Genomic DNA, 21,864 nt, shown 5'->3' with positions numbered 1-21,864 from the left:
TTCCTCCAGCATAGTCTCGTGAACAAATGCTTCATTCCTGTTAAATACTTAAATGCTCCTTCAAGGTCGAGCCTGTATATTCGCTTCTGAACAAGCCCCGTTCCACCAGCTGCGGCATCAGCTTTTCAAAAAACAACTCCATCGACTTGTCCGAACCGCCCGGAAGAGCTATAAATCCGTCGATCGCGCCTGCTTCGAACCGCTGCACAATATCGTTCAGCACGTCCTCAACCGTTCCGACCGCAACCCAGTGTGCAGATCCGACAACCTCCGGCCTTGCCAAAACCTCGGCTACTGTAGGCCGATTGTTGATAATATGTCTGCGAAGCAGCTCGGCATGCGTTCGGCTGCGGACCGGCTGATTCGGGTCGGGAAGCATATCGGCGGTCACGCGATCATTCAATTCAAAACCGCTTAAATCAAGGCCCAGCACAGATTTAAGCGCGGCATGTCTGCGTTCGATGCTTAAGTGCGCGTTCGCGCTCTCGAATAATGCCTGTGCTTCCTCTCGGGTATCGGCCAGGAAAAAATATAGCCCGGGCAAAATTTTGATCGAGTCCGCGTTACGTCCATGCTCCTCCGCTCTTCTTCTCAGATCGTTACGCAACTCCACCCCGGACTCGAGATCCGGCATCGCCGCAAAAATAGCATCCGCTATCGAAGATGCGAAATCCCGTCCAATATCCGATGCGCCTGCTTGAAATAAAGGAAGGGTTCCCGACTTATGAGCGGGCAGAGTGAGCGGTCCCTTGACACTGAAAAACTCGCCGGAGTGATTGATGGAGGACACTTGATCCGGATCGGAAAATTTTCCCGACTCACGGTCAACCAAGATCGCTTCACGCGGGAAGCTTGCCCAAAGCTCTCGCACGACATTCGTAAATTCCCTTGCTCTCGCATACCTCACTTGCGGGGAAGGCATGGGCGAATCGCCGAAATTTTCCGCTCCTTCAATCGAAGTTACAATGTTCCAACCGGCACGTCCGTTGCTAAGCCAATGCAAAGACTGAAGCTGCCTGGCTACAACATATGGCGGATTGAAGGTAGTGGAAACCGTCGTTACCAGTCCGATCCGCTCCGTCTCGCGGGCAATCGCCGCAAACATGATCGTTGGGTCAGGACTGCCAAAATTAGCGGAATCGCCCAGCATTTGCGGACTAATATAAAGATAATCCGCCCTGAACAGAAAATCGAGCTTTGCCTTCTCCGCCCGTTTGGCCAATTCGATGTAATAATCAATCGACTCCATCTTCTCCACGCCGCTATCAGGACGCCGCCAGCCGTGTCCTTTCATCCAGGTTGCCGATAAAGAAAATCCAATGCATAATTGCTTATTTGCATTCACTTGTCGCTCCCATCCTTTCCCGTATGAGAAATCAAATAATAACGATAATCATTCTCATCGAATAGTGTAGCAAGGACTCTTTTAAATGCAAATACATAAATAATAAATACGACATGCACAATTATCAAAACCTGCTGCGATTTTGCAATGCGCTGATGTGCTTTCAATGGTTACGATGATTTACTTTATCGGCGTATGCGGAGGGAGAGATACCGAATTTCTTTTTAAATGCTCTGCTGAAATATAGCGGATTAGGATAACCGACACTAACGGCAATATCGCTTATGGGGAAATTCCCCATCTTCAGCAGCTCGCTCGCTCTTTCCATCCGATAATGGATCACGAAATCGATTGGACGAAAGCCCGTATATTTATAAAAATAGTAAGAGAAGCTCTTTGGATTCATGGAATGGGATACGGCTAACTCCTCAAGCGTCAACGGGTTCATATAATTTCTTTTGATATAGGCAATAGCCTCCTCTATCACTTCGATATTCGGAGAGTTGCTGCTCTCTCGATTCTTGTGGCCAACCAGCACTTGATACATAATACTCAAAAATAATTCCTTCACACGAAGCTTCCCGATCCCTCCGGGTGTATGGATATTCAGATGGAGCATAGTCAGCAATTCTATGACTCTTGGAACGGCCTCGGACTCAAGCTTAAAATGAGTATTGCATTCATGATTGCCGTTTTCTGCACAGCTCTTGTCTAAGCTATAAAAAACGGAGTAATACTCCAACTCCGATTCACTAATGACCTTCGCTTCCATTTGCATGTCTGGAGCCGCATGAAATACGGATCCTGGCTGCAGTTCATAGATCGTGCCATTCACACCTATCCTGACGGACCCACGGATGATAAAGAGAAATCCATACTTGGCAGTTCTGAATTCATGCAGTACGCTTTTCGGTTGAATGACTAAACGGTAAACACTGTCTATATCGTAGGAATCATTAGCGAATATCTCCGCTAATCTCTCCACATCTGTCATATTTTGCACCTGCTCTCCGTCATTTTTATTAGAACCAATATTTAGAAAGCAAAAACCATCCAGCTCTTAGAGTCGGATGGTTTTCTCATTCCGGGAACGTATCCCGGGAAACAAGCGAATGGCAAAATAATGTAAAAAAACAGGTTTTTAAATTACGAAATTAGTAATCTAAAGACCTGTTCGTTGTTACGGTGATGCGGTCGAGAGGACTCGAACCTCCACGGCTGTTACACCACTAGAACCTGAATCTAGCGCGTCTGCCAATTCCGCCACGACCGCATATTTCGCTGCGATTCGACTAATTTCGAACCGACAAATGGAATTATATAACGGGTATTGGGCCATGTCAAGCATTAGATCTGCTATTCTTCGTTGTCGCGGGTCTTGGTTTAAAGTCCATGTTGACAAGAAAGATGCCTGATCCGATGCACAGGCCGCCTGCTAGGATCGAAGGATACAGCGGTTCCCCCAATACGCTCCAGCCCGTTAACACCCCGAAAAAAGGAGCCAAAAATAAAAACGCGCTTGTTTTTCCCGGATCGCTTCTCTGCAGCACGTAATACCAGACGGCAAACTGTACAATGGAAGACAGTACGCTTAACCACAGCAAAATCGCCAAGGAATGGCCGTTGACAATAAAGAACGGCCGTTCAAGAACCAAGCTGGCCAATAAGAGCAGCAAGCCCCCGAAGAGCATTTGATATGCGGATAACACCCATGAGTCGATACTCCCTCCCCACCGTTTGACCAGTAAGGTCGACACCGCCCAGCATACCGAGGAGAGTAAGCCGAAGAGCAGGCCGATTTTGACTTCCAGCTGCGTTCCCAATGTTATAGCTACACCGGTTAGCCCCAGCAGAACACCTATCCATTGATAAGGCTTATACCGTGCCTTAAGAAGAACCGTCCCCAGAATGACCACAAGCAGCGGATTTGTAAACGTCAGGATGGACGACTGGCTGGCCGTAATGGTTCGGAGACTCAAAAAAATGCATCCCATGACCCCTGCCGTTTGAAACGCACCGATAACCAGCATCCTGATCCAGACACGCTTGGAATCGGGATGCGGCCTTCGGAGCCCGATAACAAAGACCGCCATGAGGATTCCAGCCAGAATGAAGCGATATCCGGCCAATAACAAAGGAGACGAGTAAGCCAGCCCCAATTTCCCTACAGTGAAAGAAGAGCCCATTAAAAAAGTTGTTAAAACGATCAACGGCACAAATTTGATTGCATTCATGCAGCGATATCCCCCTTCGTTTACTTTGATTCGCGGAAGCGTCATCATCTGTCATTGTAAACGAAGAATATTTCGTTCTTCATCGAAATATGGAATGCATTTTCTCGCGTCGGGACACGAGTGGATATTAATATTTATTCAAAATTTCAAATTCGCCTTTGTCGAAGGTTTCCTCCAGATAGGTCTCTCCCCACTCGCACATCGCAGTCAAGATCGGGGCCATCGACATTCCGAGCTCCGTAACCGAATACTCCACCTTCGGCGGGACTTGGTTGTATATTTTTCGAGTAACGATTCCGTCTTCTTCAAGCTCCCTTAATTGCTGGATCAGCATTTTTTGTGTTATCCCCTGAATCATCCGCTTTAGCTCGCTTGTTCGCCTTGGCTTTTTGGTTAAATGATAAACAATGAGCGGCTTCCATTTTCCGCCGATGATACTCATGGCAACTTCAAGCGTGCAATAGTACGTTCTCATTCCTCGACTCCCCTTTGTTAGAGCAATTATTACTTTTTGGTGACTATATCACTAAAAAGTCAGTACTTCTATTATTGATATTTTTAATTCATAATAGCACCACAAGCCAAAGAAAGCAGCAAGGCTATGATATGAATTTCAAATGGGAGGAATCGAGTTATGGAGATGGCAAATTCAACCGGAGTTTCTTTGAGTATACAGCAGAAGCTTCTGGTTTTTGCTTTAGTTTTACTGACCTTCGTCACGGGTACAAGCGAATTTGTTATTGTCGGATTGCTATCCGAGGTTGCATCTGATTTGGAAATAACGATCTCGTCGGCAGGGGCGCTGGTATCCGGGTTTGCCTTTGCGGTTGCCGTCGGCACCCCCATCGTAACCGTTCTTGTCAGCCGTTATCCTGCTTATTCGCTAATGCTGACGTGCATGGTGATTTTTATTGCCGGCAATATAACTAGTGCGCTTTCCTCTGCGTATCCTCTGCTTATGGGGGCAAGGGTAGTTACAGCTGTTGCATGCGGGCTGATGCAGACGATAGCCACGACGGTTGCCAGTGAGACAATGCCTGCCGAAAAAAGAGGCATGGTCGTTTCGCTCGTATTTGCCGGGTTTACGATTGCAAGTGTGTTGGGCGTTCCGCTGGGAACCTGGATCGGGCAAGCCGGCGGCTGGAACATGGCTTTCTGGTTCACCGCTTGTCTAGGTATCGTTTCCTTGGTAATGTTGGCAATTACACTTCCGAGAAACATGAAGGGGACCCGAAGCTCCTTAAAAAGCCAATTAGGTTTAATGACACATTACCCCATGATCTTGGCTTTTTTCGCCCCGGCGCTAAGCATTGCCGCCACTTATGTCGTATATACTTATATCGCGCCTATTTTGGAAAATGTGCTGCTCATCCCTGCCAGGTATACAAGCCTTATTTTGATCCTATATGGGGCCGCCTCTATAATCAGTACTTTGTTGGCCGGTAAACTCGCCGCTCGCAACGGATTGAGGAAATTAAGGTTTGTGTTTGTCATTCAAGCCGTCATTCTTGCCTCTCTTTATTTCACTTTACATTCTGCCGTTCCCGGATTAATAAGTATCTTATTCATCGGTCTTGCCGTTTACTTATTTAACGTAACATTTCAACTGCATTTGATCGATTTGGCTGGGGAATACTCTCCTTCAGCCAAGGTGTTCGCCGCTTCTTTATTTCCTGTGTCCGTTAATTTGGGCATTGCCGTAGGAGCAGCAATTGGAGGACTGGTTACGGCCCATATCGGGCTGCTCCATACCGGATGGGTCGGCGGCGTACTGGCTTTAGCCGCATCGCTGCTTACCTTTATTAGCTATCATATCTATTGTAGGAATAAGTGAGCATCAGTAGTCCCCTTCCTTATCGCTTCTTCCGTTTGGCCCGCTTGTCCGTCCGTAAATATTCGTCCGTGAGGCGTTCGATATACGCCATCGTCTCCCTATCGAGACCAAGCACCTTCTCGCGCTCGCCAGCTTCCGGACGAATCCACTCCCAATATTTCTCCAGTACGTCCTCTCGGTCTCCAAACCATTGTCCCTCGATTTCCAGCAGCCGTCCGGCTAACCGTCTTGAAGCGGGAGAATCCGGCGGCTCCCCGAGGTGGCCGTGAATGTCGCGCAGTAAGCCAATCCATTCATCTGCCCGCGGATCGTTCTCCTCAAGCCTCGGCAACGATTCAATAATAGGCAGTTCATCGGGAGTGAACCGCTTCAAACGGTTAGCCCGCTGAACGGACTCCGTTGCCTTCTCGGTCTGTCCCGACTGAAGCGCATGGATAAACAAGAGCAATTCTTCCGTCGGCACGTCGTTTCGCAGCTCGATCGTACGCAAGGTCGTTTGAAGCATGCGTTCGAGCAGATCGAGCCGATTTTTTTCTTTGCGGATCGTTTCCATTTGCAGACGAATCGCGTGCGTCCATCGTTCCGTATGGGACCGGCTGGCCTCTTCTTCAAGAACACGCCGGATTTGCGGCAGCGTAAAACCGAGCTGCTTCAATGTAGCAATATGATGAAGCTTCATGACGTCTTCATGGCTATAATACCGGTAGCCGGCATCCGACACGAAGGAGGGCTTCAGTACACCCAGTTCATCGTAATATCGCAGCGTCCGGATGGAAATGCCCGCTTCCTTGGCCAATTGTCCGATTCTGTACATTTTGGCTTCCACTGCCTTCCACGTGAAATTGAAGCAATAATGCGGATTACGTTTCCATCATGGGTCCAAACAACGGTTTGTTCAGCTTCGCGCTTTCGTTTGACTAATGTTCAACACTATACATGGTTGAAGCCTTCTTTATTATGCCGGCCAATAGTCAATCTCCGCACGATAGTTACCGATATTAGGATAACGATACCCATAAGAAGCGTCATCATAAAGATGATGAACAGCTCGCCTGTACCCGGTTCGATTTCATCGTAAGTGAGAAAGCGTGCCTCCCGCTGCAGGACGATAAAGCGTGAATTGAAAAGATAAGTCAGATGAAAACCAATCGAGGTCCACAGGCTATTCGTCACCAGGCGTAGCAATTGAAGAATAATCCCGAAGGTTACCAATAAAATCACATAATCCCTCGTTATTGGGGCAGCCTCAAATCCTGTAATAAGATGCAGTCCGCTTACCGTAATCGGTGCAAGTGCAAATACAACAGGCTGAAGGAATAAGGCGAAGATTCGGCCAAACCGGTCGCTCAAAGCACTATACACAGCCCTTCGAAAAGTAAGTTCCTCCGGAAATGCTTCATAGAAAAAAGCGACAACCACATTTAACAGCGCTATTGAGATTAACGACATGGAGAAATGAAATTCCGTTATGCGAATCCAGCCTAACCATTCTGCTATGGCGAAACCCGATCCGGAAAGGACAGCAACCAGTCCCGCTCCCGTGATAAATCGGAGAAACGCCCGTTTCACCGACGGTAGGCCGATCACCAGAAACGGTCTGCTATTCGATTTCTTTAGCAGCCAATAAAGCGAAGGCAAGACAATGAATGCGAGCAGCACCGCTTGCAACACATGGACCAATGGCTCGAAGTACCCGGCGTGAGATACGGTCTGTCCAACGGCGGTAGATATAAACAAACCCATGACAAAGATTCCCCAGCTGGACAAGACAATTGTCCACCACTTCATTCCTTTATTGCCGATGCTGACTTGTACACAATCCTTTTCTTGCTGCATTTTGTTTTCCCTCCTATCTCTTTCTCTGTCCCCAGCATAAACCCTCACGTAAACGGAAGAGTCAATACTATTTTGAACAAGAAGGAGTAGAGGCAAAAACGTTGATAAATCAATGTTTTTAATTTTGGGATTTTCGCAGTTTTGCCCTTTTTGGACAGCCCCGTTTTCCACTATTGCTGCTGAAATTCAGATAACTTTTGAGAATATGGCTAATAGAAAGATTTATGTGTCTTGCACGATTTCGGTTGCCCGGCAGGTTATTTTTTAGCGCTATGGGAGATTGATGTTTCTAGAATGTTGGCACTTGGGTTAAGAGCAGACGTATTAACGACCGTTTTCAACTCGTCTTTAAATTATAGGTATATGACGAAAATTAATTAATATTAAAATAAAAACGATAAATATTCAGTTAATCATGCATGTAAAACATCGAAATCATCCTGTAAACTATAAATCACTAAGCGGATATTCGCTTGGCATAGATCAACGGATCTAAAAATTATAGAGTTAGAGGTGCTATTAAATATGAACCGGAACATGGCTTCAGCCGCACAAAGTGCAGCGAGTAACGCTTCTTCTGACCGTCTTCCATGGGGCAAATTACTCGCTTTGGCGATGGCGGGGTTTATCTGTATCTTAACCGAAACGCTTCCCGCGGGTTTATTACCCCAGATTAGCGATGGGCTTGGAATTTCGGAAGCTCTTGCTGGCCAGCTCATCAGCTTATATGCCCTTGGTTCCACCTTGGCCGCAATACCCTTAGTCACGGCTACACGCGGGTGGCGAAGACGGCGGTTGCTGCTGATGTGTCTCCTTGTTTTTCTAATATTCAACACAATCACCAGCTTATCTTCCAACTATATACTGACATTAGCTGCCCGTTTCATCGCGGGCATGTCTGGCGGTGTTGTATGGGGAATAACCGCAGGCTATGCACGCCGCATGGTTCATGAATCTTTGAGAGGACGGGCGCTGGCGGTGGCGATGACCGGTTCTCCGCTTGGGCTTCTGCTTGGTGTGCCTATCGGAACATTTATCGGGGGAGTTCTTGGGTGGCGACTTGTTTTTGGGATCATATCTCTGCTGTCACTTCTGCTTATCGCTTGGGTGTCCAAAGGAGTACCGGATTTTCCAGGGCAAGCTGCCGAAAAGCAACTTCCCCTCCGCAACGTGTTCATCCTACCTGGGGTACGATCCGTTCTCTTTGTCGTGTTGTTCTGGGTACTTGGGCATAGCGTCCTCTATACCTATATTGCGCCATTCCTTGCGCAGGCAGGGCTTTCTGGGCGAGTTGACTTGATACTGCTTCTATTCGGCATTACTTCCGTCGTTGGTATTTGGATGATTGGTATGCTGATCGACCGTTGGTTGCGATTGCTCACATTATTTAGCCTAGCCGGCTTTGCTGTGGCATCTGTACTGCTTGGTATCGGTAGCGATCAACCCGTTATCATCTATTTCAGCGTTGCATTGTGGGGGTTGACGTATGGGGGATCCGGGACATTACTTCAAACGGCGGTTGCAGAAGCGGCCGGCGAAAATGCCGATGTAGCTCAGTCGATGCTGGTAACGGGTTGGAACTTGGCCATCGGCGGCGGCGGTATAATTGGTGGCATCCTCCTCGAAATGCTTGGTATCAGCAACTTCCCTTGGGTACTGCTCCTCCTGCTATTGCTTGCTCTGCTCATTGCAGGACGTGCCAAAGAGCATGGGTTTCGAACCATAAAACGCTGAAGCAGTATTCTATGAATGGATTCAGATTCAGTTCCCAATGAATCGCGATGCGAGAAATCCGGTTTGATTTTCGGATTTCTTTTCATATCTACATTCTAATTCTCTTCTGCAAACGAACTTTCATCTTCAGAAATGAAAAATTTATGGTCAATAGGAGATGACATCACAATTACAATCGTGTAAGATCCATATTTATCGCATTTTTTTACAAATTTCTCCAACGATTGAATGGAATCGGTAACGACTTTCAACATATAATTGTATTCCCCGCTTATACGATGACATTCGATCACTTCGGGAGAGGAACGGCAAAAATCAATAAATCCATCACAGTCTCTTGTATGAAACGGTACAAAGGCTGCGACATGCTTTCCGATTTTTTCGGGAGAAACAATCGTACGATACTGTTCGATGATTCCCTTCTCCTCCATCCGCTTTACTCTTTCCGTTACAGCTGGTTGTGACAAACCGACGCACTTGCCAAGCTCTGTCATGGAAATTCGCGCTTGATGCTGAAGGTGGTACAGAATATTTGTGTCAATGCTATCCATTGATAGAACCTCCTTTTAAAATTAAGGTTTTATGGTTGAATGAACTAATTTTTATTTGCAAAATAGTCATATTATTTTGAATAGCATATGTCGTTTGAGGATATTTATTATAATTATAAACGGACTGTTCGAAATGAGTCAATGCTATGACCTAATAAAAGATTCTAAAAAACGAATCTTAAAATGCTATAAATTCAGGAAAAAGGCAAATCAGATCGAAAGGCTGGGATGCAAAGCTACGGGCCTTCTGCTAAATTGCAATGATCGCAACGCCGTTAGGGAAGTTGCCAAGCACCGTCATCGCCGATGCGGGCTATGGTATAGCGGCGAAGAGAATTATTGATTCCTTAGAGCGGAACGAAATTGAAGCCATCGTCAAATACAGCACGTAACACCGCGAAAAGAGTAAGGCATGGCAAAAGGATATCAGTAAGATTGGCAACTGGACCTACAGCAGCGTACAAGATACATGGACAGCGGCCGGACAAACGCTCTATTTTCGGAGAGTGAGTAAGGAGAAAACGGAAAGTGGGTATGAGAAATCGAATATCGTCATTACCGAAGCGCTAATTGTGAAGGTTGTCCGCTGAAGCCGCAGTGGACGAAAGCCCAAGAAGATCGCGAGATCAAGGTCAGCATGAAGTATTTGCGGCTAAAGAACCAAAGCAAGAGAAAAGCTCCGCAGTGAAGAAGGTTATGCCCTGGTTGCCGTAAGGCGCATGATCGAGCCGGAGCCCGTGTTTGGCGATATGAAGAACAGACTTACCAAAAGTAAGTCTGGAGGTCGGGTGGCTTTCCCTTGCCCACAATCTGCTCAAGAAAGCCGCCGTGGACGCCAAAAACCAAGGAGCTAAGCGAGAACAGACCGCTTAGCTCCTTGGTTTTTTACGAATACCATCCTATTTGTTGAAGGCTATTCCAAAGCCTCTTTTGTTTTTGTGTTGATGCGGTCGAGAGGACTCGAACCTCCACGGGGGGTTAGCCCACACGGACCTGAACCGTGCGCGTCTGCCAATTCCGCCACGACCGCATATTTCCTGCCTTGACCGGCTGCCCGAAAGCAACTCTTTCAAGGGGACAAGGAGTATCATATCATCGTTCAAGTCCGAAGTCAAACATTTTATGCATCATATTTTTTTACAAATCATATTATGATACAATTTGTATTGATTATCCATATAAAGTTACATATTGTATCATATTCCATAGGAAACCAGGTGATTTCCCTTGAAACGATGGAAGCTCTACGCGCTTGCCGTTGTCGTCTTCGCAGGAGCTGGTCTCGGGCTATTGTACCGTTATTTAGAGCCCGCCCGCCATTTTGAAATGAAAACGCATCCGGTTATCGCCGCGCCCTCCGTCGCCGCCTCCACAGATCCTCCGAGCCATTCCCAGTCATTACCGAACGATCCGCTAGCTGTCGAAGCTTCAACCGCTTCAGCTTCTCTCCCCGCCGGCAAGCCGGTACAACCCGCCAACCTGAACGAATCGACCGCCTTTAACACACTGATACTCGGATTGGACACGACGAGCGGCCAAACCGCCCGTACGGACGTCATTCTTCTCGCTCATGTCGTTCCCGCTGAAAAAAAGGTCAATCTCATTTCCGTTCCACGGGATACCCGTGTCCCGCTTCCCGGGATCGGCTTAACGAAAATAAACCACGCGCATTTCATGGCTGAAATGGATGGTGGCAAGAAATCGGGAACCGAAGCGGCGATTCAAGCCGTCAGCGACTTGCTGCAGATTCCGGTTCATTATTACGTGAAGACGAATTTTTCCGGATTCGTCACCTTTATCGATACGATCGGAGGCATTGACGTAGATATTCCCAAAGACATGTGGCTATCTATGACGCGCACGCCGCTGGAAGCGGGAAGCCGGCATTTGGACGGTTTAACTGCGCTGGCTTTCGTTCGGGAACGGTATTCGCTGGAGGATGGCGATTTCGGAAGACAGACGGACCACATGAAGGTGATGCGCGCCGTCGTACAGAAGCTGCTGGCGCCCGAGAAAATAACCGAGCTTCCGGGGCTTCTCAAGCAGGCCAAAAAAGAGCTGGTTGACACGAACTTGACCGACAGCGATCTTATCAGCCTCGCCTGGCTGTTCAAAGACATGAAAGGCCAGGACATCAAATATATGCAAATTCCCGGTAAATCCGTTATAGCGGCCGATCCGCTTGTTCGTTCTCCTCTCTGGTACTGGGAGCCCGATAAGGAACGACTGAAGGAGCTGGTCCGTGAAAATCTGCGCTAAAGCTGCGGACATGCGAAGCGGGCAAGGGCTTCCTTAATCGGCTAGCCATTTGCGCACAAGCCATATGATCACCGCCCATATCGGCAGCGTCAGGACGACGCCGATCACAGTTCCTTTCAATGCCGAGCCTTGCTTCAAACGGCACCGCCTCCCAGGGGTTATGGTAAAACCCATTGTATGCCGCATAGCGGCAGATCATGACTTGTCCGGCCTGACATGTTTTTTCCGTTGCGCCATATACTTTCCTACAGGAGGGATCGATCTTATGGTGCTGCTGCAGATCTTGGGAGGCATTCTGCTCGCTTTGGCGCTGTGGGGCTTGCTGAAGCTGACGCTCAAAGCGCTGCTATGGGTTGTTGGCGGCGCTTTTCTTCTAGGAATCGTATTCCCGGGCCTGCTGCTTTTGCTGGGCAGCCTTGTTTTCGTCACGATCAGTCTCCTGGCGACGCTCGGTTTGCTACTGCTGTTGTCCGCCTTCCGGTCATGATGCGGCGGTCAGATCGTCAGCCTTCCTCATAGGCCCGGACCGCCCGCTCGGCCCAGCGTTTAAGCTCCTCCGCGCTTTCCTGCCTCGGAACATTGAACAAATGCGTATCTGCACCATGTCCTTCTTTATTCCGCAGCCACACCTCGCCTGACGCCCCGCCGCTTTCCGAGCGTATCCGCAGCAAATAATGCGGCTGCAACAACAGCTCGGCTTCTTCAAACGGCTGATCTTGATCCATCTTCTCCCCCCTTTCATTTTATAATGTTGTTACCTTAACCCAACCCGGGCCGGCTCATACCAGACCTCCCATCCGCTTCAGGCACTGCGCTGCGGACCGCTTCGTTGCCTCGTAGACCGTTCGCCCCACTGCATAGCCTAACCTGGTCGCCGTTCCTGCATACCGGTACGCTTCGCCTTGCTGCGTCGCTGCAATTAGGATCGCGTCGGTCGTCGTACCGGTAGCGGTCTGTCCCCCTTCTTCCAGAACGATGTTCAAATCCTGCAGAGCCGCCGTTTTCGCTTCCGTCGCCGTAATGACGGCATTGACGAACGCGGCGTCCGTCAAGCGGCCTTCAATCGCCAACACCGTATTGATCGTGCCCGGAAACAAAGACGAAACGTCGCATGCCTTGCCTGCTCTCGCCTTGTTGCTTAGCCCTGCCGTCACCCATGCGCATACGTCCGTTCCCCCGGGAAGACGAAGATGCTCGTGTCCAACATCGGCCAAGCTCGCTGCCGTCAGCAGCGCTGCCGTAGTTTGGGGATCGAGCCCCTTTTCCTTCATAAAAGCATTCATCTCGGCCAGCGGATCGTCCGAGGCATACTGCTTGGGCACCTGCCGGTTCATTAAGCGGCGGTACTCCCCGAACCCTTCTCCCCACATGGAGGAATTTAGCGTGCGCAGCGGCCGTTCGCTCTCAACCAGAAAGTAACTCTCATAGCCGCAGTTCGCGAAGCCGAATCGGAAACCGGCCAACGGAACGTCCGAATAGACCAACTCGTCCTTGTAAAGGCGGGAAGCAGGCCGCTCCGGGGTCATGACAGCTCCCCTTCAAATAGCTCGATGCGCGGCTCCCTGAAAGGCTGAAAATGATAGCTGCGATCCAGCTTGACGATGCGGCGGTTCTGCTTGCGAACCATGACCGTACTGTCATCCCACGCAACGACGATGCCTTTCACGTCGTTCGCCTTGTCCGCATCGCGCACGACCCGCAGCAGCGTACCCTCAACCCGGTATTTGTCCAATTGTTCGTCTGAAATCATGGTACTATCCCCATCCTTTATCGGAAATCATGCTTATAATTTAAGTTGGTTATGTAATAAGAATACATCATTCGGGAAATACAATAAATATAGATAACAGGATGCGGATGGGAGGATCGAATAGATCATGGAAAAGAAAACGTACTATATCGCCGTCGGAAGCGGCGAAATGCCGGAGCCGGAAGAGGCGACCGGCAACTTCGAGTTCGAAATACAAGCAACGAAAGAAGAAGTCGACAAGCTGCAGGAAATGTTCGAGGAGCTCGCCACGAACGAAGAGGACACGGCGGTGCGGGCAACGATATCTAACCGTTCGGATAAAGAAAACGAGTTGTCCGACTGGAACTTGACGGAGATCTACCGGATGCTGCACGAACTCGGCACACCGGATACGAGAAGGCATATTGAAGCGATGCATGTGCTGCCCCGGCAATAACGGTCAGCCAACAGGCAAATCCGCTTCCATAACAAAAGAACCTGTACTGCGGACGCAAGCCCGGTACAGGTTCGATTTATGATTAGGGACCACGTTATCCTACATGCTCTTTGGTATCGTTCGTTTCGAACCAATAATCGAGCACTTTGCTGGACATGACGCGTTTGTTGATGTAGTCCACTTGCTGCTGCGAGAATTGCTGTTCCCACTCGACGTCCAGCTCTTTGCAAAGCTTTACGACGGTCAGCAGCTCGGACCAAGCCACATAGCGTTTGTACCAAAAAAATTGAGGATGCTCAATCATATAGGGATACAGATCATCAAAATCCGTATGTTTACAATCTAGGGCACGTTCGAAGTGTACTTTCGCCTCATTCAATTTGGTCACGAAAAAATCCGCCGGAATTTCTTTCCCCATGCAAGTAGCACCTCCCCATCTTTGTCATTCGCCAACTGGCCGAAGATTTTAAACTTCATACTTTTCGGCCTACGATCCATTATAAAGGAAAAAGCGGGCAGATGGAAGGCTTAGCGTTCAGAAAGCCGAGACAAATGTTGCTATTCGAACCGGATCTCCCCGCCTGCAAGCGATGCGATCTTCGCAAGCGACTCCACCCGTATGCCGGACTCGCGGATCGTGCGTCCACCGGCTTGAAACGATTTTTCCACGGCGACTCCGAGACCGAGCAGCGTCGCTCCCGAACGGCGAATGATCCGGATCAGCCCCCTTGCCGCATCGCCGTTGGCGATAAAATCGTCAATCAGCACGACGCGGTCTTTTTCGTCCAGAAACTCCTTCGAGACCATAATGTCGGTGACAATGCCTTTCGTAAACGATGGCACGCGCTCGCAGTACGTTTCCGTTTCGGTGTTGAGCGATTTTTTGCGCCGGGCGAATACGAGCGGCACGTTCAATTCCTGTGCGGCTGCGAATGCGATCGGTATGCCGGAAGATTCGATCGTTAAAATTTTCGTAACGTTCTCGTCACGGTACAAACGCGCGAACTCCCGTCCCATGGCCGTCGTCAATGCCGGATCGACCGCATGGTTCAAAATCGCATCCAGCTTGATCACCTCATCCGACAGGATTACGCCCACTTCCCTGATCTTTTGTTTCAATATTTCCATTCTCCACGCCTCCGCTCTTTCATTTCCCTGTTCCCGTAAAACTTAACATAACGGCAAAGTAGGTTTCAAGTACCATCTTTTACGGAATTGGAAACAAAGATGCAACTTTTTGCTTCGAAACAACGTCTAATGGGTGTAACACAAGAAAGAATGTCTGCCCGGACGAAAATGATGCTTTGAAAATGAATTTTCCGCATTTTCATAGCAATCGGCGGGGATTTAGGCGTTTTTACTCTTTGTGAAGAGGCCGGGTACACGGTATGATTTAAAGAGGTTACAGCCAAATTGTAACACGGAAAGGAAGCTCATGATGAACAGAAAGAAAACCTTCATCGGAATCTTGTCCGTTATAATGATCATGATGATGGTAACAACGGGGTGCAAACCGAAACAAGCGGCCGCGCCTGCCCAGCCGAAAGAAACGGCTCCGCAAACGACGGCCGTTACGCCGACGGAAACGTCTTTGCCGCAGAACGAGACGATCACGAATCCGTCCGTCCCTACTCCCGCGACGCCGGCGGGCAATCAGGCCGATAAAGTCTCGCTCGCAAGCGCCGACAAGGGCGACAAGGACAAAGGAGAGGGCGAGCAGACTCCTCCGGCAACGAAGCCCAATGCGCAAACGAAGCCGAAGATCGAAATCAAGTCGCCGTATACGCAGGCCAAGCCGACCTTGCTGGGCTTGACGCTCAAAACGAGCGCCGCAGAAATTACAGAGAAATTCGGCAAGCCGAAAGAACAATTCGTCATGGAGGATGACACCGATCCGATTACGGTGTACGATTACACCGATTTCCTCGTCGGCTTCGACAAGCAGAATCAGCTGCATTTTGTCGATGTCCGAAGCGCCGACGTCAATCCGGGCCTGAACGGCCTTAAGCTGGGCGATCCGGTTGATGAAGTGACCAAAGCGCTCGGCAAGCCGGATTCGAACACCAGCTTCGTTCTTACATATAAGGCGACTGGAGCCATTCTGAAGCTGGATATCGATCCGAAATCGCAGAAGGTCAATTCCATCAAATTGTTCGCGGAATAGCATCGTATGCCAAAAAAACCTTGACAGGAGCTTCCTGTCAAGGTTTTTTCATGTCCGGGTTAAGGCCCGCTTGCGGTGCCGCCAATAAAAATAAGCGATAATGACGACAAGTGCAACAAGGATCGCGATCGTTATTCCCATGTATCTGTGAGCCACCGCAATGATATGCGGAGCATTGATTCCGATGACGTGTCCCAGAGTAAGAAACGACAAGCACCAAACTAAGCCCCCCGCTCCCGCGTAAAGGAGATACCGCCAAAATCCGACATTGCTGACGCCGGCCAAATAGCACGTAAAGTGCCGTACCCCTGGCACGTAGTAGCCGAAAGTGACCGCCCACATGCCATACTTGTGAAACCAGCCCTCGGCTACGCCCAGCCTTTCAGGCGTCAGCTTGACCCATTTTCCGTACTTGTAAAGAAACGGCTTGCCCACGGTCCGGCCTAAAAAATAACTGATCAGCATGCCTGTCATGGACCCGCTAAAGCAGACGGCAAGCGAAGTGCCGTAATCAAGCAGTGGATTTTGTCCTACCGTAAGCGAGCCCACGGTCGTCATTAATATTTCATCCGGCACAGGAATACCGACAATGCCGAGCGCAAGCAAACCGTAAAGAGCGATATACCCGTATTGATCAATCATCTGCAAAAGATGCTCCACCTTCACACGCTCCAGCCAAATAAATTCAGATCATGTTGAATGTCGGTCAAATCCTTTATCATTGTATCAGAATTCGTCCGTTAACCCAAGAACAAGCTTTCCTCCAGACAGGTTGGCATGTCCGGCACAAACAAAAAGTCATGAGGCTTGGCCCCTTCTCATACGTTGTATCATAGAAGGAAGCGGTCTGGAAAGGGGGACTTGCGAGCGAATGAAAAAATGGGGAAGCATTCTGCAGGTCAGCTTCACCTATGTAGGCACCGTGGTTGGCGCCGGGTTCGCGACAGGGCAGGAAATTATCCAGTTCTTCACCCGCTACGGCTGGATGGCGACCTTTGCCATCGGCGTAGCCAGCGCCTTGTTTATATGGCTGGGCATCAAGCTGATGCTGCTGGCTCACGATACCCGCGCCAAGTCTTACGAAGATCTCAACCGGCTGTTATTCGGAAACACCGTCGGTAACGGCGTCAGCTTGTTCACGTTGGTGGCTCTATTCGGCGTATCGACGGTCATGCTGGCCGGGGCGGGATCGGTTTTCGCCGAGCATTTGAATCTGCCTCTTCAGTCGGGGCTGCTTTTTACCCTGCTGCTGGCGTATGCCCTTCTTGTCCGGGGGATGAAGGCGATCATGGCCGTAAACTCCGTTATCGTTCCGCTCATGATCGGCTTCAGCTGCGTTGCCGTATGGATTACCTGGGACACGCCCGGAGCCGGCAATTGGCTTCACATGGAATCGGATTATTCCGCCCAGCGCATTTGGTTCTCCCCGCTCCTCTATGCAGCCTTCAACCTGACCATGGCGCAAGCGGTGCTCGTACCGCTCGGAGCTCAAATCCAAGACCGGTCGGTGCTGTATTGGGGAGGCGTCTGGGGAGGCATCGGTATTGGGGCCATGCTGCTGGCCGGCCATTATGCGCTGGCCGCCCAAATGCCGGGGATCACGCAGTTCGACATCCCGATGGGGCACCTGATTCACGGACTCGGCCCCCTCATTCAGCTTCCGTTCATTCTGGTGATCTACGGGGAAATTTTCACAACTCTGCTGTCCGACGTTTACGGCTTGGCGCTGCAGATCGAGCAGCGGAGCTCCGTGTCTTATCAGATCATCGTGCCGCTCCTTCTTGTGCTCTGCTATGTGGTGAGTCACATCGGCTTCAAAACGCTGCTCTCGTCGCTCTATCCGTTACTGGGCCTGCTCAGCATGGTCTGGATGGTCCTGATGATCTGGCGCAGGCAGCGGCCGTTCGGAACGAACTGACGCAATCGTCAGCGCGAGCCGCGCGAGCATCATCAGCATGCCGGCCAGCATAAAGACAAAACCGCACAGCAGATATGCGAAATGATAAGGCGGATATTGCTCCGCATCCCGCAGGACGGCAAGCAGATCCGTAAACAAAAACAAGCTGCCGACCACAAACAAAGCAAGCAGCGCATAATCGAAAAACGTCCACCGGGCTAAATGCGGGCCGGCCTGCCGGACCAAGGCAGCGGATAGGGACGGCGGCTCTTCCGGATTAGCCGTATCTTGGGCCGCCGCTTCCTCCGGGACGGCTGAAGCCGCAGCTTCGGCCCGGGCCCGCGAATAGACGGTCCAGGCCAGCAAAACGGCTGATCCCGTTACGACAAGCCCAATAGCCCCGCCGAGCCAGGCAAGCATCATCATCATTTGTCAACACCTCATGTATTTCATTTTATCGGGCATGCTGGGCAAGCTCGTATACCATCCATAGAAACAACGCAAACAGCAGAACCGGCATCGCAAATACGGCGACTTGCAGCGTCCGATGGCCAGGCGAAGGCGCCTTGCACCACAGATAGCCGCGGTTCCACCGCTGCAAGCGGGATTCCCGGATATTGGACATGTCCGGGGAATGTCCGGATACGGCAGTCGGAGGGCGACATCCGTTCGGAACGATGGTGCCGCGCTTCCAGCCGATCCGGTATGTAATTTCGCGCGGTGCGCGCTCTTCTGGCTTCACCCCACGTACCTCCGTTTCAAATGGGCTTTGGTTTATACTTGCTTATTATATAGCTTCCCGAGAACGCAGGCTATGTCATTTTGTACTCCCGCGTGAAATGATGAGCATTTGCGATATTGGGAGTTCTTTTTAACGCTTCCCGTATCAATATACTTTTGACTATGATCCCGGCAAATTATATGGTATAAGATTTCTTATCGAAGCCTTTCGAGGAAGATACATTCGTGCTTAGGAGGAAGCTTTTCTTGCGGGCAGAAAGTTTACACGGAGGTGAGCATATGCGGAAGGTGGCAGCGGTTACGGGCGGCGCGCAAGGAATCGGGAAAGCGGTAGCACTGGAATTCGTGAAGGCCGGTTATGAGGTGTCCGTTGCCGATACGGATAAGGAAGCGGGCATGGAACTGATGGAGCAGGTCCGCAGCCTCGGCGGCAAAGGCATGTTTCTGCCCGTGGACGTCGCGAAGGAAACCGAAGTAGAGCGATGGTTCAAGCTCATGCTGGACGATTTCGGCCGGATCGACGTGCTCGTAAACAATGCCGGGATCGGGGTGAACGGCCCTATGCTGGAGCTGCCGATGGAGTCGTTCGACCGGGTGCTAAACGTAAATCTGCGCGGTACGTTCGTCTGCTCGCAGCAGGCGGCCCGGGCGATGAAGCGGCAAGGCGGCGGCGTCATTCTGAACATGGCCTCCACACGGGCGCTGATGTCGGAAGCGGGCACTGAAGCGTATTCTGCTTCCAAAGGCGGTCTGCTGGCGCTGACTCATGCGATGGCCGTCAGCCTCGGTCCGTACGGTATCCGCGTGAATGCCGTAAGCCCCGGCTGGATCGAGACCGCCGATTGGCAAAAAGCTTCTAACCGGCGCCCCCCCGTACACAACGAACGGGACCGCCTGCAGCATCCTGCCGGACGTGTCGGTACCCCGGCGGATATCGCGGCAGCGTGCCTGTATTTGGCTGGGGACGGGGCCGGGTTCGTTACGGGACAAAATCTTGTGGTCGACGGCGGCATGACCGTGAAAATGATTTACGAAGAGTAAAGCGCAACCAGCTTTAGAAAAACAAAGTGGAAAAACTGTACCTACGACGGGAGAATCAGACATCATGTGGTTTTTGTTTGCAGCCGCCTCGGCGCTTTGCTTCGGGCTGAGGGGCATCTTATATCAATGGACGTCGCAGCGCCCGATCGACCGGAACCTGCTGCTGCTGGGCGTCTATGCGTCCGGCACGCTGATTGCGCTCTTTGCGGCGGCGGTTACCGGACAAGCCTGGACGAAGCCCGTGTGGATCGGTACGCTGCTCGGGTTGTTTTCGTTTGTTTCCAATGCGGCGATGTATAAGGGGTACTCCGTCGGCAAAGCGTCGCTTGTGGCCATGTTCACCGGGCTTCCGCCGGTCGTGGTCGTACTGTTTGCGTACGTGCTGTGGGGCGAAAAGCTTAATACGGCGCAGCTCGCCGCCTTTATCGTGATCGTGGCTGGGATTTTGATGATCCGCTACTCCAACGACATTTCGCTTAAAAATTTGCAAGGCGCGCACTGGGGCGCAATTACGATGCTGTTCTTCGGCTTGACCGACCTCTCGTCCAAGCAGGCGACGCTCATCGGGGCCGCCACCTTGCCCACGCTGGCGTTGATGTACGGCACCGGCTCGCTGCTGTTTGCCGCATCTTGGCTGCTTGGCCGGAAGCAAGAAGCCTTCGCCCGGGCGGCGACCCAAGCCGGGCTTGAAGAAGCGGCCGCAGGAAAGGAGGAGGCGACCGCCAGCCCGGTACGCGCAGCTTCTTCTGCGGTTGCAACCGGAAGCGGACCTGCTCCAGCGATAGCCCGCGGCTGGTCCCCCAGCCGCACATTAATTTGGGGCATGTTCGTCGGCATAACCAACGTCTGCGGCATGATCCTTGCCATGCCGGCGTTCGCCGCCGGCGTCACCGGGCTTGTTTCCGTCGTCATCGCGATGAACGTCGTGCTCGTGCTCCTCTATGCCCGCTTCGGCTTGAAAGAAAAATTCAGCCGCCTCGAATCGGGCGGCCTTTTGCTTGCCTTGATCGGCATTATCGTACTACGTCTTGCGGCTTAGATGCCGGACGGATGCTGCGGAAAAGCGGGAAACATACGTATCCAGCACGTGCTTATGGCACGTAAACAGCAGCAGTTGGCGGCCCTCGGCCACCGTTTGCAGCAGCTCCATGCCGTATCCAAGCCGCTCGTCATCGAAATTCACGAATAAATCGTCAATAACGAGCGGCAGCCGTACCCCGGACGCCGCGTATTCGTCCGCGAGCGCGAAGCGGATGCACAAGTACATCTGCTCGGCCGTACCCCGGCTGAGCGCGGACGCGTCCAGCTGCTCGCCGTTCGCTCTCTCCGCCAATACGCGCTGCTCGCCAAGCGGCGCAATCATCCGCGTGAATCGGCCGGACGTCACCTTTTCGAAGTACCGGGAAGCCCTCTGCATGACGGAGGGCTGTTTTTCGTGCTCGTACAATCGTTTCGTCTGTGCGAACAGTGTTCCGCACATGGAAACTACCGCCCAGCGCTTCATCAAACGCCTCAGCTCGGTGCGGCGCTCCTCCGCCTGCTGCAGCTTGTCCGCGTGATCTCCGCCTTCGGTCAGCCGTTCGATTTCGAATCGTTTGCGGCTTTTTGCCTCCCGGCACGCTTCCAGCCGCTCCCGGAGCGCATCCCGCTGTTCCGACAGACGCGTCCGCTCTTCTTCCAGCTCTCCTCCGGCGGCGCTCGCAAGCCTCTCGTCGAGCGGCTTCATCCCCGCTTCCCCTACCAGCGTCCGGATCGCAAGCTCGTCCTGTCTCAGCTCCCCCAGCAGCTCCTGACGGCGAAGGCATTGGCGGTGGAGATGCCGCAGCGTCTCTTCCCCGTCCGCCCGCGCGGCGTCGAGCAGCTCCTGCCGCTTCGCAGCCGTGCGCTCAAGCTGCTGCGACAGCAGCGCAGAATGGCGGCTCAGCTCGGCGTGCTGCCGGCCATCCCGCGCAAGCTGCTCCAGCCGCGCGAGCTGCCGGTCGCGGGCGGCCTGCCACGCTTTCAGCGCCGGGCCGGGCTCCCGGCCGGCCGCTTCGCCGAGC

Annotated in this window: 25 protein-coding genes, 2 tRNA genes, 1 pseudogene and 1 riboswitch; of the genes and pseudogenes, 10 read left to right on the top strand and 18 right to left on the bottom strand. The window is 51.4% G+C overall.

Translation table 11 applies throughout. From position 1 onward, the window contains the following. Positions 1–40 precede the first annotated feature (40 nt). The 5 genes from ET33_RS35605 to ET33_RS35585 all read right to left on the bottom strand — a co-directional run bounded on the left by ET33_RS35605 (position 41) and on the right by ET33_RS35585 (position 4,054). Entirely contained in the window at positions 41–1,345 is a 1,305-nt protein-coding gene (locus ET33_RS35605) for an NtaA/DmoA family FMN-dependent monooxygenase (RefSeq protein ID WP_036693945.1), read from the bottom strand. Positions 1,346–1,508: 163 nt separating this feature from the next. After that, positions 1,509–2,339 (bottom strand): AraC family transcriptional regulator, encoded by an 831-nt coding sequence (locus ET33_RS35600; protein WP_036693941.1) that lies wholly within the window; start codon positions 2,337–2,339, stop codon positions 1,509–1,511. 195 nt (positions 2,340–2,534) lie between these two features. Then, positions 2,535–2,618: transfer RNA gene (locus ET33_RS35595), tRNA-Leu, on the bottom strand. 67 nt (positions 2,619–2,685) lie between these two features. Continuing rightward, entirely contained in the window at positions 2,686–3,579 is an 894-nt protein-coding gene (locus ET33_RS35590) for a DMT family transporter (RefSeq protein ID WP_036693940.1), read from the bottom strand. A 127-nt stretch (positions 3,580–3,706) separates the two neighbouring features. Further along, the gene (locus ET33_RS35585; protein WP_036693937.1) at positions 3,707–4,054 is read right to left on the bottom strand and encodes a winged helix-turn-helix transcriptional regulator; all 348 of its coding nucleotides are present in this window, start codon (positions 4,052–4,054) and stop codon (positions 3,707–3,709) included. A gap of 159 nt (positions 4,055–4,213) precedes the next feature. Between ET33_RS35585 and ET33_RS35580 the strand changes: the two genes are divergently transcribed. After that, positions 4,214–5,413: an MFS transporter gene (locus ET33_RS35580; protein WP_235206906.1), complete on the top strand. Its 1,200-nt coding sequence runs from the start codon at positions 4,214–4,216 to the stop codon at positions 5,411–5,413. 19 nt (positions 5,414–5,432) lie between these two features. Here ET33_RS35580 and ET33_RS35575 read toward each other — a convergent pair whose 3' ends face one another. Together ET33_RS35575 and ET33_RS35570 are read right to left on the bottom strand one after the other, a co-directional pair. Next, positions 5,433–6,239: a MerR family transcriptional regulator gene (locus ET33_RS35575; protein WP_161783599.1), complete on the bottom strand. Its 807-nt coding sequence runs from the start codon at positions 6,237–6,239 to the stop codon at positions 5,433–5,435. Between the two features lie 104 nt (positions 6,240–6,343). After that, a complete protein-coding gene (locus tag ET33_RS35570; protein ID WP_051776115.1) occupies positions 6,344–7,249 on the bottom strand; it encodes a CPBP family intramembrane glutamic endopeptidase in 906 nt (301 codons plus the stop codon). Positions 7,250–7,774: 525 nt separating this feature from the next. Between ET33_RS35570 and ET33_RS35565 the strand changes: the two genes are divergently transcribed. Further along, complete coding sequence (locus tag ET33_RS35565; protein WP_036693932.1) at positions 7,775–8,983, top strand: MFS transporter; 1,209 nt, start codon at positions 7,775–7,777, stop codon at positions 8,981–8,983. 95 nt (positions 8,984–9,078) lie between these two features. Here ET33_RS35565 and ET33_RS35560 read toward each other — a convergent pair whose 3' ends face one another. After that, positions 9,079–9,534, bottom strand: coding sequence for an Lrp/AsnC family transcriptional regulator (locus ET33_RS35560; RefSeq protein WP_036693930.1), 456 nt, complete (start codon positions 9,532–9,534; stop codon positions 9,079–9,081). A gap of 194 nt (positions 9,535–9,728) precedes the next feature. Beyond that, a riboswitch (cyclic di-GMP riboswitch) is annotated at positions 9,729–9,826 on the top strand. Between ET33_RS35560 and ET33_RS40860 the strand changes: the two are divergent. Beyond that, a pseudogene (locus tag ET33_RS40860) lies at positions 9,798–10,407 on the top strand (transposase); the annotation flags it as partial. (Overlaps the previous riboswitch by 29 nt.) Positions 10,408–10,479: 72 nt before the next feature. Here the strand turns inward: ET33_RS40860 and ET33_RS35555 are convergent. Continuing rightward, positions 10,480–10,564: transfer RNA gene (locus tag ET33_RS35555), tRNA-Leu, on the bottom strand. 197 nt (positions 10,565–10,761) lie between these two features. Here ET33_RS35555 and ET33_RS35550 point away from each other — a divergent pair. Both ET33_RS35550 and ET33_RS35545 read left to right on the top strand, forming a co-directional pair. Then, entirely contained in the window at positions 10,762–11,793 is a 1,032-nt protein-coding gene (locus ET33_RS35550) for an LCP family protein (RefSeq protein ID WP_036693927.1), read from the top strand. A gap of 265 nt (positions 11,794–12,058) precedes the next feature. Next, positions 12,059–12,280 carry a hypothetical protein gene (locus ET33_RS35545; RefSeq protein ID WP_010499775.1) on the top strand — a complete coding sequence of 74 codons (222 nt, stop codon included), beginning with the start codon at positions 12,059–12,061 and terminating at the stop codon, positions 12,278–12,280. A 16-nt stretch (positions 12,281–12,296) separates the two neighbouring features. On the opposite strand, the gene ET33_RS35540 is transcribed toward ET33_RS35545, so the two are convergent. From ET33_RS35540 to ET33_RS35530, 3 genes are read right to left on the bottom strand one after another with little or no spacing between them, the layout of a single operon-like run. Next, a complete protein-coding gene (locus tag ET33_RS35540) occupies positions 12,297–12,518 on the bottom strand; it encodes a hypothetical protein (protein ID WP_036693923.1) in 222 nt (73 codons plus the stop codon). A gap of 54 nt (positions 12,519–12,572) precedes the next feature. Beyond that, the gene (locus ET33_RS35535; RefSeq protein ID WP_051776113.1) at positions 12,573–13,319 is read right to left on the bottom strand and encodes an adenosylcobinamide amidohydrolase; all 747 of its coding nucleotides are present in this window, start codon (positions 13,317–13,319) and stop codon (positions 12,573–12,575) included. Continuing rightward, positions 13,316–13,543: a hypothetical protein gene (locus tag ET33_RS35530; RefSeq protein ID WP_036693919.1), complete on the bottom strand. Its 228-nt coding sequence runs from the start codon at positions 13,541–13,543 to the stop codon at positions 13,316–13,318. The genes ET33_RS35535 and ET33_RS35530 overlap by 4 nt, the downstream gene beginning before the upstream one ends. A gap of 127 nt (positions 13,544–13,670) precedes the next feature. Between ET33_RS35530 and ET33_RS35525 the strand changes: the two genes are divergently transcribed. Beyond that, positions 13,671–13,979 carry a hypothetical protein gene (locus tag ET33_RS35525; RefSeq protein ID WP_036693917.1) on the top strand — a complete coding sequence of 103 codons (309 nt, stop codon included), beginning with the start codon at positions 13,671–13,673 and terminating at the stop codon, positions 13,977–13,979. A 94-nt stretch (positions 13,980–14,073) separates the two neighbouring features. Here the strand turns inward: ET33_RS35525 and ET33_RS35520 are convergent, their stop codons facing one another. Together ET33_RS35520 and ET33_RS35515 are read right to left on the bottom strand one after the other, a co-directional pair. Beyond that, positions 14,074–14,397 (bottom strand): hypothetical protein, encoded by a 324-nt coding sequence (locus tag ET33_RS35520; RefSeq protein ID WP_025849236.1) that lies wholly within the window; start codon positions 14,395–14,397, stop codon positions 14,074–14,076. A gap of 140 nt (positions 14,398–14,537) precedes the next feature. After that, positions 14,538–15,107: a xanthine phosphoribosyltransferase gene (locus tag ET33_RS35515; RefSeq protein WP_036693914.1), complete on the bottom strand. Its 570-nt coding sequence runs from the start codon at positions 15,105–15,107 to the stop codon at positions 14,538–14,540. Between the two features lie 310 nt (positions 15,108–15,417). Here ET33_RS35515 and ET33_RS35510 point away from each other — a divergent pair, with 310 nt between their 5' ends. Then, complete coding sequence (locus ET33_RS35510; RefSeq protein WP_036693912.1) at positions 15,418–16,143, top strand: DUF4309 domain-containing protein; 726 nt, start codon at positions 15,418–15,420, stop codon at positions 16,141–16,143. 48 nt (positions 16,144–16,191) lie between these two features. On the opposite strand, the gene ET33_RS35505 is transcribed toward ET33_RS35510, so the two are convergent. Beyond that, positions 16,192–16,803, bottom strand: coding sequence for a DedA family protein (locus ET33_RS35505; protein ID WP_036693910.1), 612 nt, complete (start codon positions 16,801–16,803; stop codon positions 16,192–16,194). A gap of 211 nt (positions 16,804–17,014) precedes the next feature. On the opposite strand from ET33_RS35505, the gene ET33_RS35500 reads away from it, so the two are divergent. Beyond that, a complete protein-coding gene (locus tag ET33_RS35500) occupies positions 17,015–18,061 on the top strand; it encodes a YkvI family membrane protein (RefSeq protein WP_036693908.1) in 1,047 nt (348 codons plus the stop codon). Here the strand turns inward: ET33_RS35500 and ET33_RS35495 are convergent. Beyond that, entirely contained in the window at positions 17,987–18,469 is a 483-nt protein-coding gene (locus ET33_RS35495; RefSeq protein WP_036693906.1) for a hypothetical protein, read from the bottom strand. The two genes, ET33_RS35500 and ET33_RS35495, sit on opposite strands and share 75 nt — an antisense overlap. Positions 18,470–18,494: 25 nt before the next feature. Further along, positions 18,495–18,782 carry a hypothetical protein gene (locus ET33_RS35490; RefSeq protein WP_036693904.1) on the bottom strand — a complete coding sequence of 96 codons (288 nt, stop codon included), beginning with the start codon at positions 18,780–18,782 and terminating at the stop codon, positions 18,495–18,497. A gap of 278 nt (positions 18,783–19,060) precedes the next feature. On the opposite strand from ET33_RS35490, the gene ET33_RS35485 reads away from it, so the two are divergent. Next, positions 19,061–19,822 (top strand): glucose 1-dehydrogenase, encoded by a 762-nt coding sequence (locus tag ET33_RS35485; RefSeq protein WP_036693901.1) that lies wholly within the window; start codon positions 19,061–19,063, stop codon positions 19,820–19,822. A 64-nt stretch (positions 19,823–19,886) separates the two neighbouring features. Further along, the gene (locus ET33_RS35480; RefSeq protein WP_036693897.1) at positions 19,887–20,861 is read left to right on the top strand and encodes a DMT family transporter; all 975 of its coding nucleotides are present in this window, start codon (positions 19,887–19,889) and stop codon (positions 20,859–20,861) included. Here ET33_RS35480 and ET33_RS39100 read toward each other — a convergent pair. Beyond that, on the bottom strand, positions 20,844–21,864 hold a 1,021-nt coding region (locus ET33_RS39100), incomplete at its 5' end, for an ATP-binding protein (protein ID WP_036693894.1). The two genes, ET33_RS35480 and ET33_RS39100, sit on opposite strands and share 18 nt — an antisense overlap.

It is taken from the genome of Paenibacillus tyrphae, assembly GCF_000722545.1.
GTDB lineage: Bacteria > Bacillota > Bacilli > Paenibacillales > NBRC-103111 > Paenibacillus_G > Paenibacillus_G tyrfis.
Note: the sequence above shows the minus strand (reverse complement) of the source record. Positions and strands in the feature narration are given on the sequence as shown.

Coding starts and splice junctions, on each gene's coding strand:
- ET33_RS35600 (WP_036693941.1), bottom strand. CDS start 2,339: ATGACAGATGTGGAGAGATTAGCGGAGATATTCGCTAATGATTCCTAC.
- ET33_RS35590 (WP_036693940.1), bottom strand. CDS start 3,579: ATGAATGCAATCAAATTTGTGCCGTTGATCGTTTTAACAACTTTTTTA.
- ET33_RS35585 (WP_036693937.1), bottom strand. CDS start 4,054: ATGAGAACGTACTATTGCACGCTTGAAGTTGCCATGAGTATCATCGGC.
- ET33_RS35580 (WP_235206906.1), top strand. CDS start 4,214: ATGGAGATGGCAAATTCAACCGGAGTTTCTTTGAGTATACAGCAGAAG.
- ET33_RS35570 (WP_051776115.1), bottom strand. CDS start 7,249: ATGCAGCAAGAAAAGGATTGTGTACAAGTCAGCATCGGCAATAAAGGA.
- ET33_RS35565 (WP_036693932.1), top strand. CDS start 7,775: ATGAACCGGAACATGGCTTCAGCCGCACAAAGTGCAGCGAGTAACGCT.
- ET33_RS35560 (WP_036693930.1), bottom strand. CDS start 9,534: ATGGATAGCATTGACACAAATATTCTGTACCACCTTCAGCATCAAGCG.
- ET33_RS35545 (WP_010499775.1), top strand. CDS start 12,059: ATGGTGCTGCTGCAGATCTTGGGAGGCATTCTGCTCGCTTTGGCGCTG.
- ET33_RS35540 (WP_036693923.1), bottom strand. CDS start 12,518: ATGGATCAAGATCAGCCGTTTGAAGAAGCCGAGCTGTTGTTGCAGCCG.
- ET33_RS35535 (WP_051776113.1), bottom strand. CDS start 13,319: ATGACCCCGGAGCGGCCTGCTTCCCGCCTTTACAAGGACGAGTTGGTC.
- ET33_RS35530 (WP_036693919.1), bottom strand. CDS start 13,543: ATGATTTCAGACGAACAATTGGACAAATACCGGGTTGAGGGTACGCTG.
- ET33_RS35525 (WP_036693917.1), top strand. CDS start 13,671: ATGGAAAAGAAAACGTACTATATCGCCGTCGGAAGCGGCGAAATGCCG.
- ET33_RS35520 (WP_025849236.1), bottom strand. CDS start 14,397: ATGGGGAAAGAAATTCCGGCGGATTTTTTCGTGACCAAATTGAATGAG.
- ET33_RS35515 (WP_036693914.1), bottom strand. CDS start 15,107: ATGGAAATATTGAAACAAAAGATCAGGGAAGTGGGCGTAATCCTGTCG.
- ET33_RS35510 (WP_036693912.1), top strand. CDS start 15,418: ATGAACAGAAAGAAAACCTTCATCGGAATCTTGTCCGTTATAATGATC.
- ET33_RS35500 (WP_036693908.1), top strand. CDS start 17,015: ATGAAAAAATGGGGAAGCATTCTGCAGGTCAGCTTCACCTATGTAGGC.
- ET33_RS35495 (WP_036693906.1), bottom strand. CDS start 18,469: ATGATGATGATGCTTGCCTGGCTCGGCGGGGCTATTGGGCTTGTCGTA.
- ET33_RS35485 (WP_036693901.1), top strand. CDS start 19,061: ATGCGGAAGGTGGCAGCGGTTACGGGCGGCGCGCAAGGAATCGGGAAA.
- ET33_RS35480 (WP_036693897.1), top strand. CDS start 19,887: ATGTGGTTTTTGTTTGCAGCCGCCTCGGCGCTTTGCTTCGGGCTGAGG.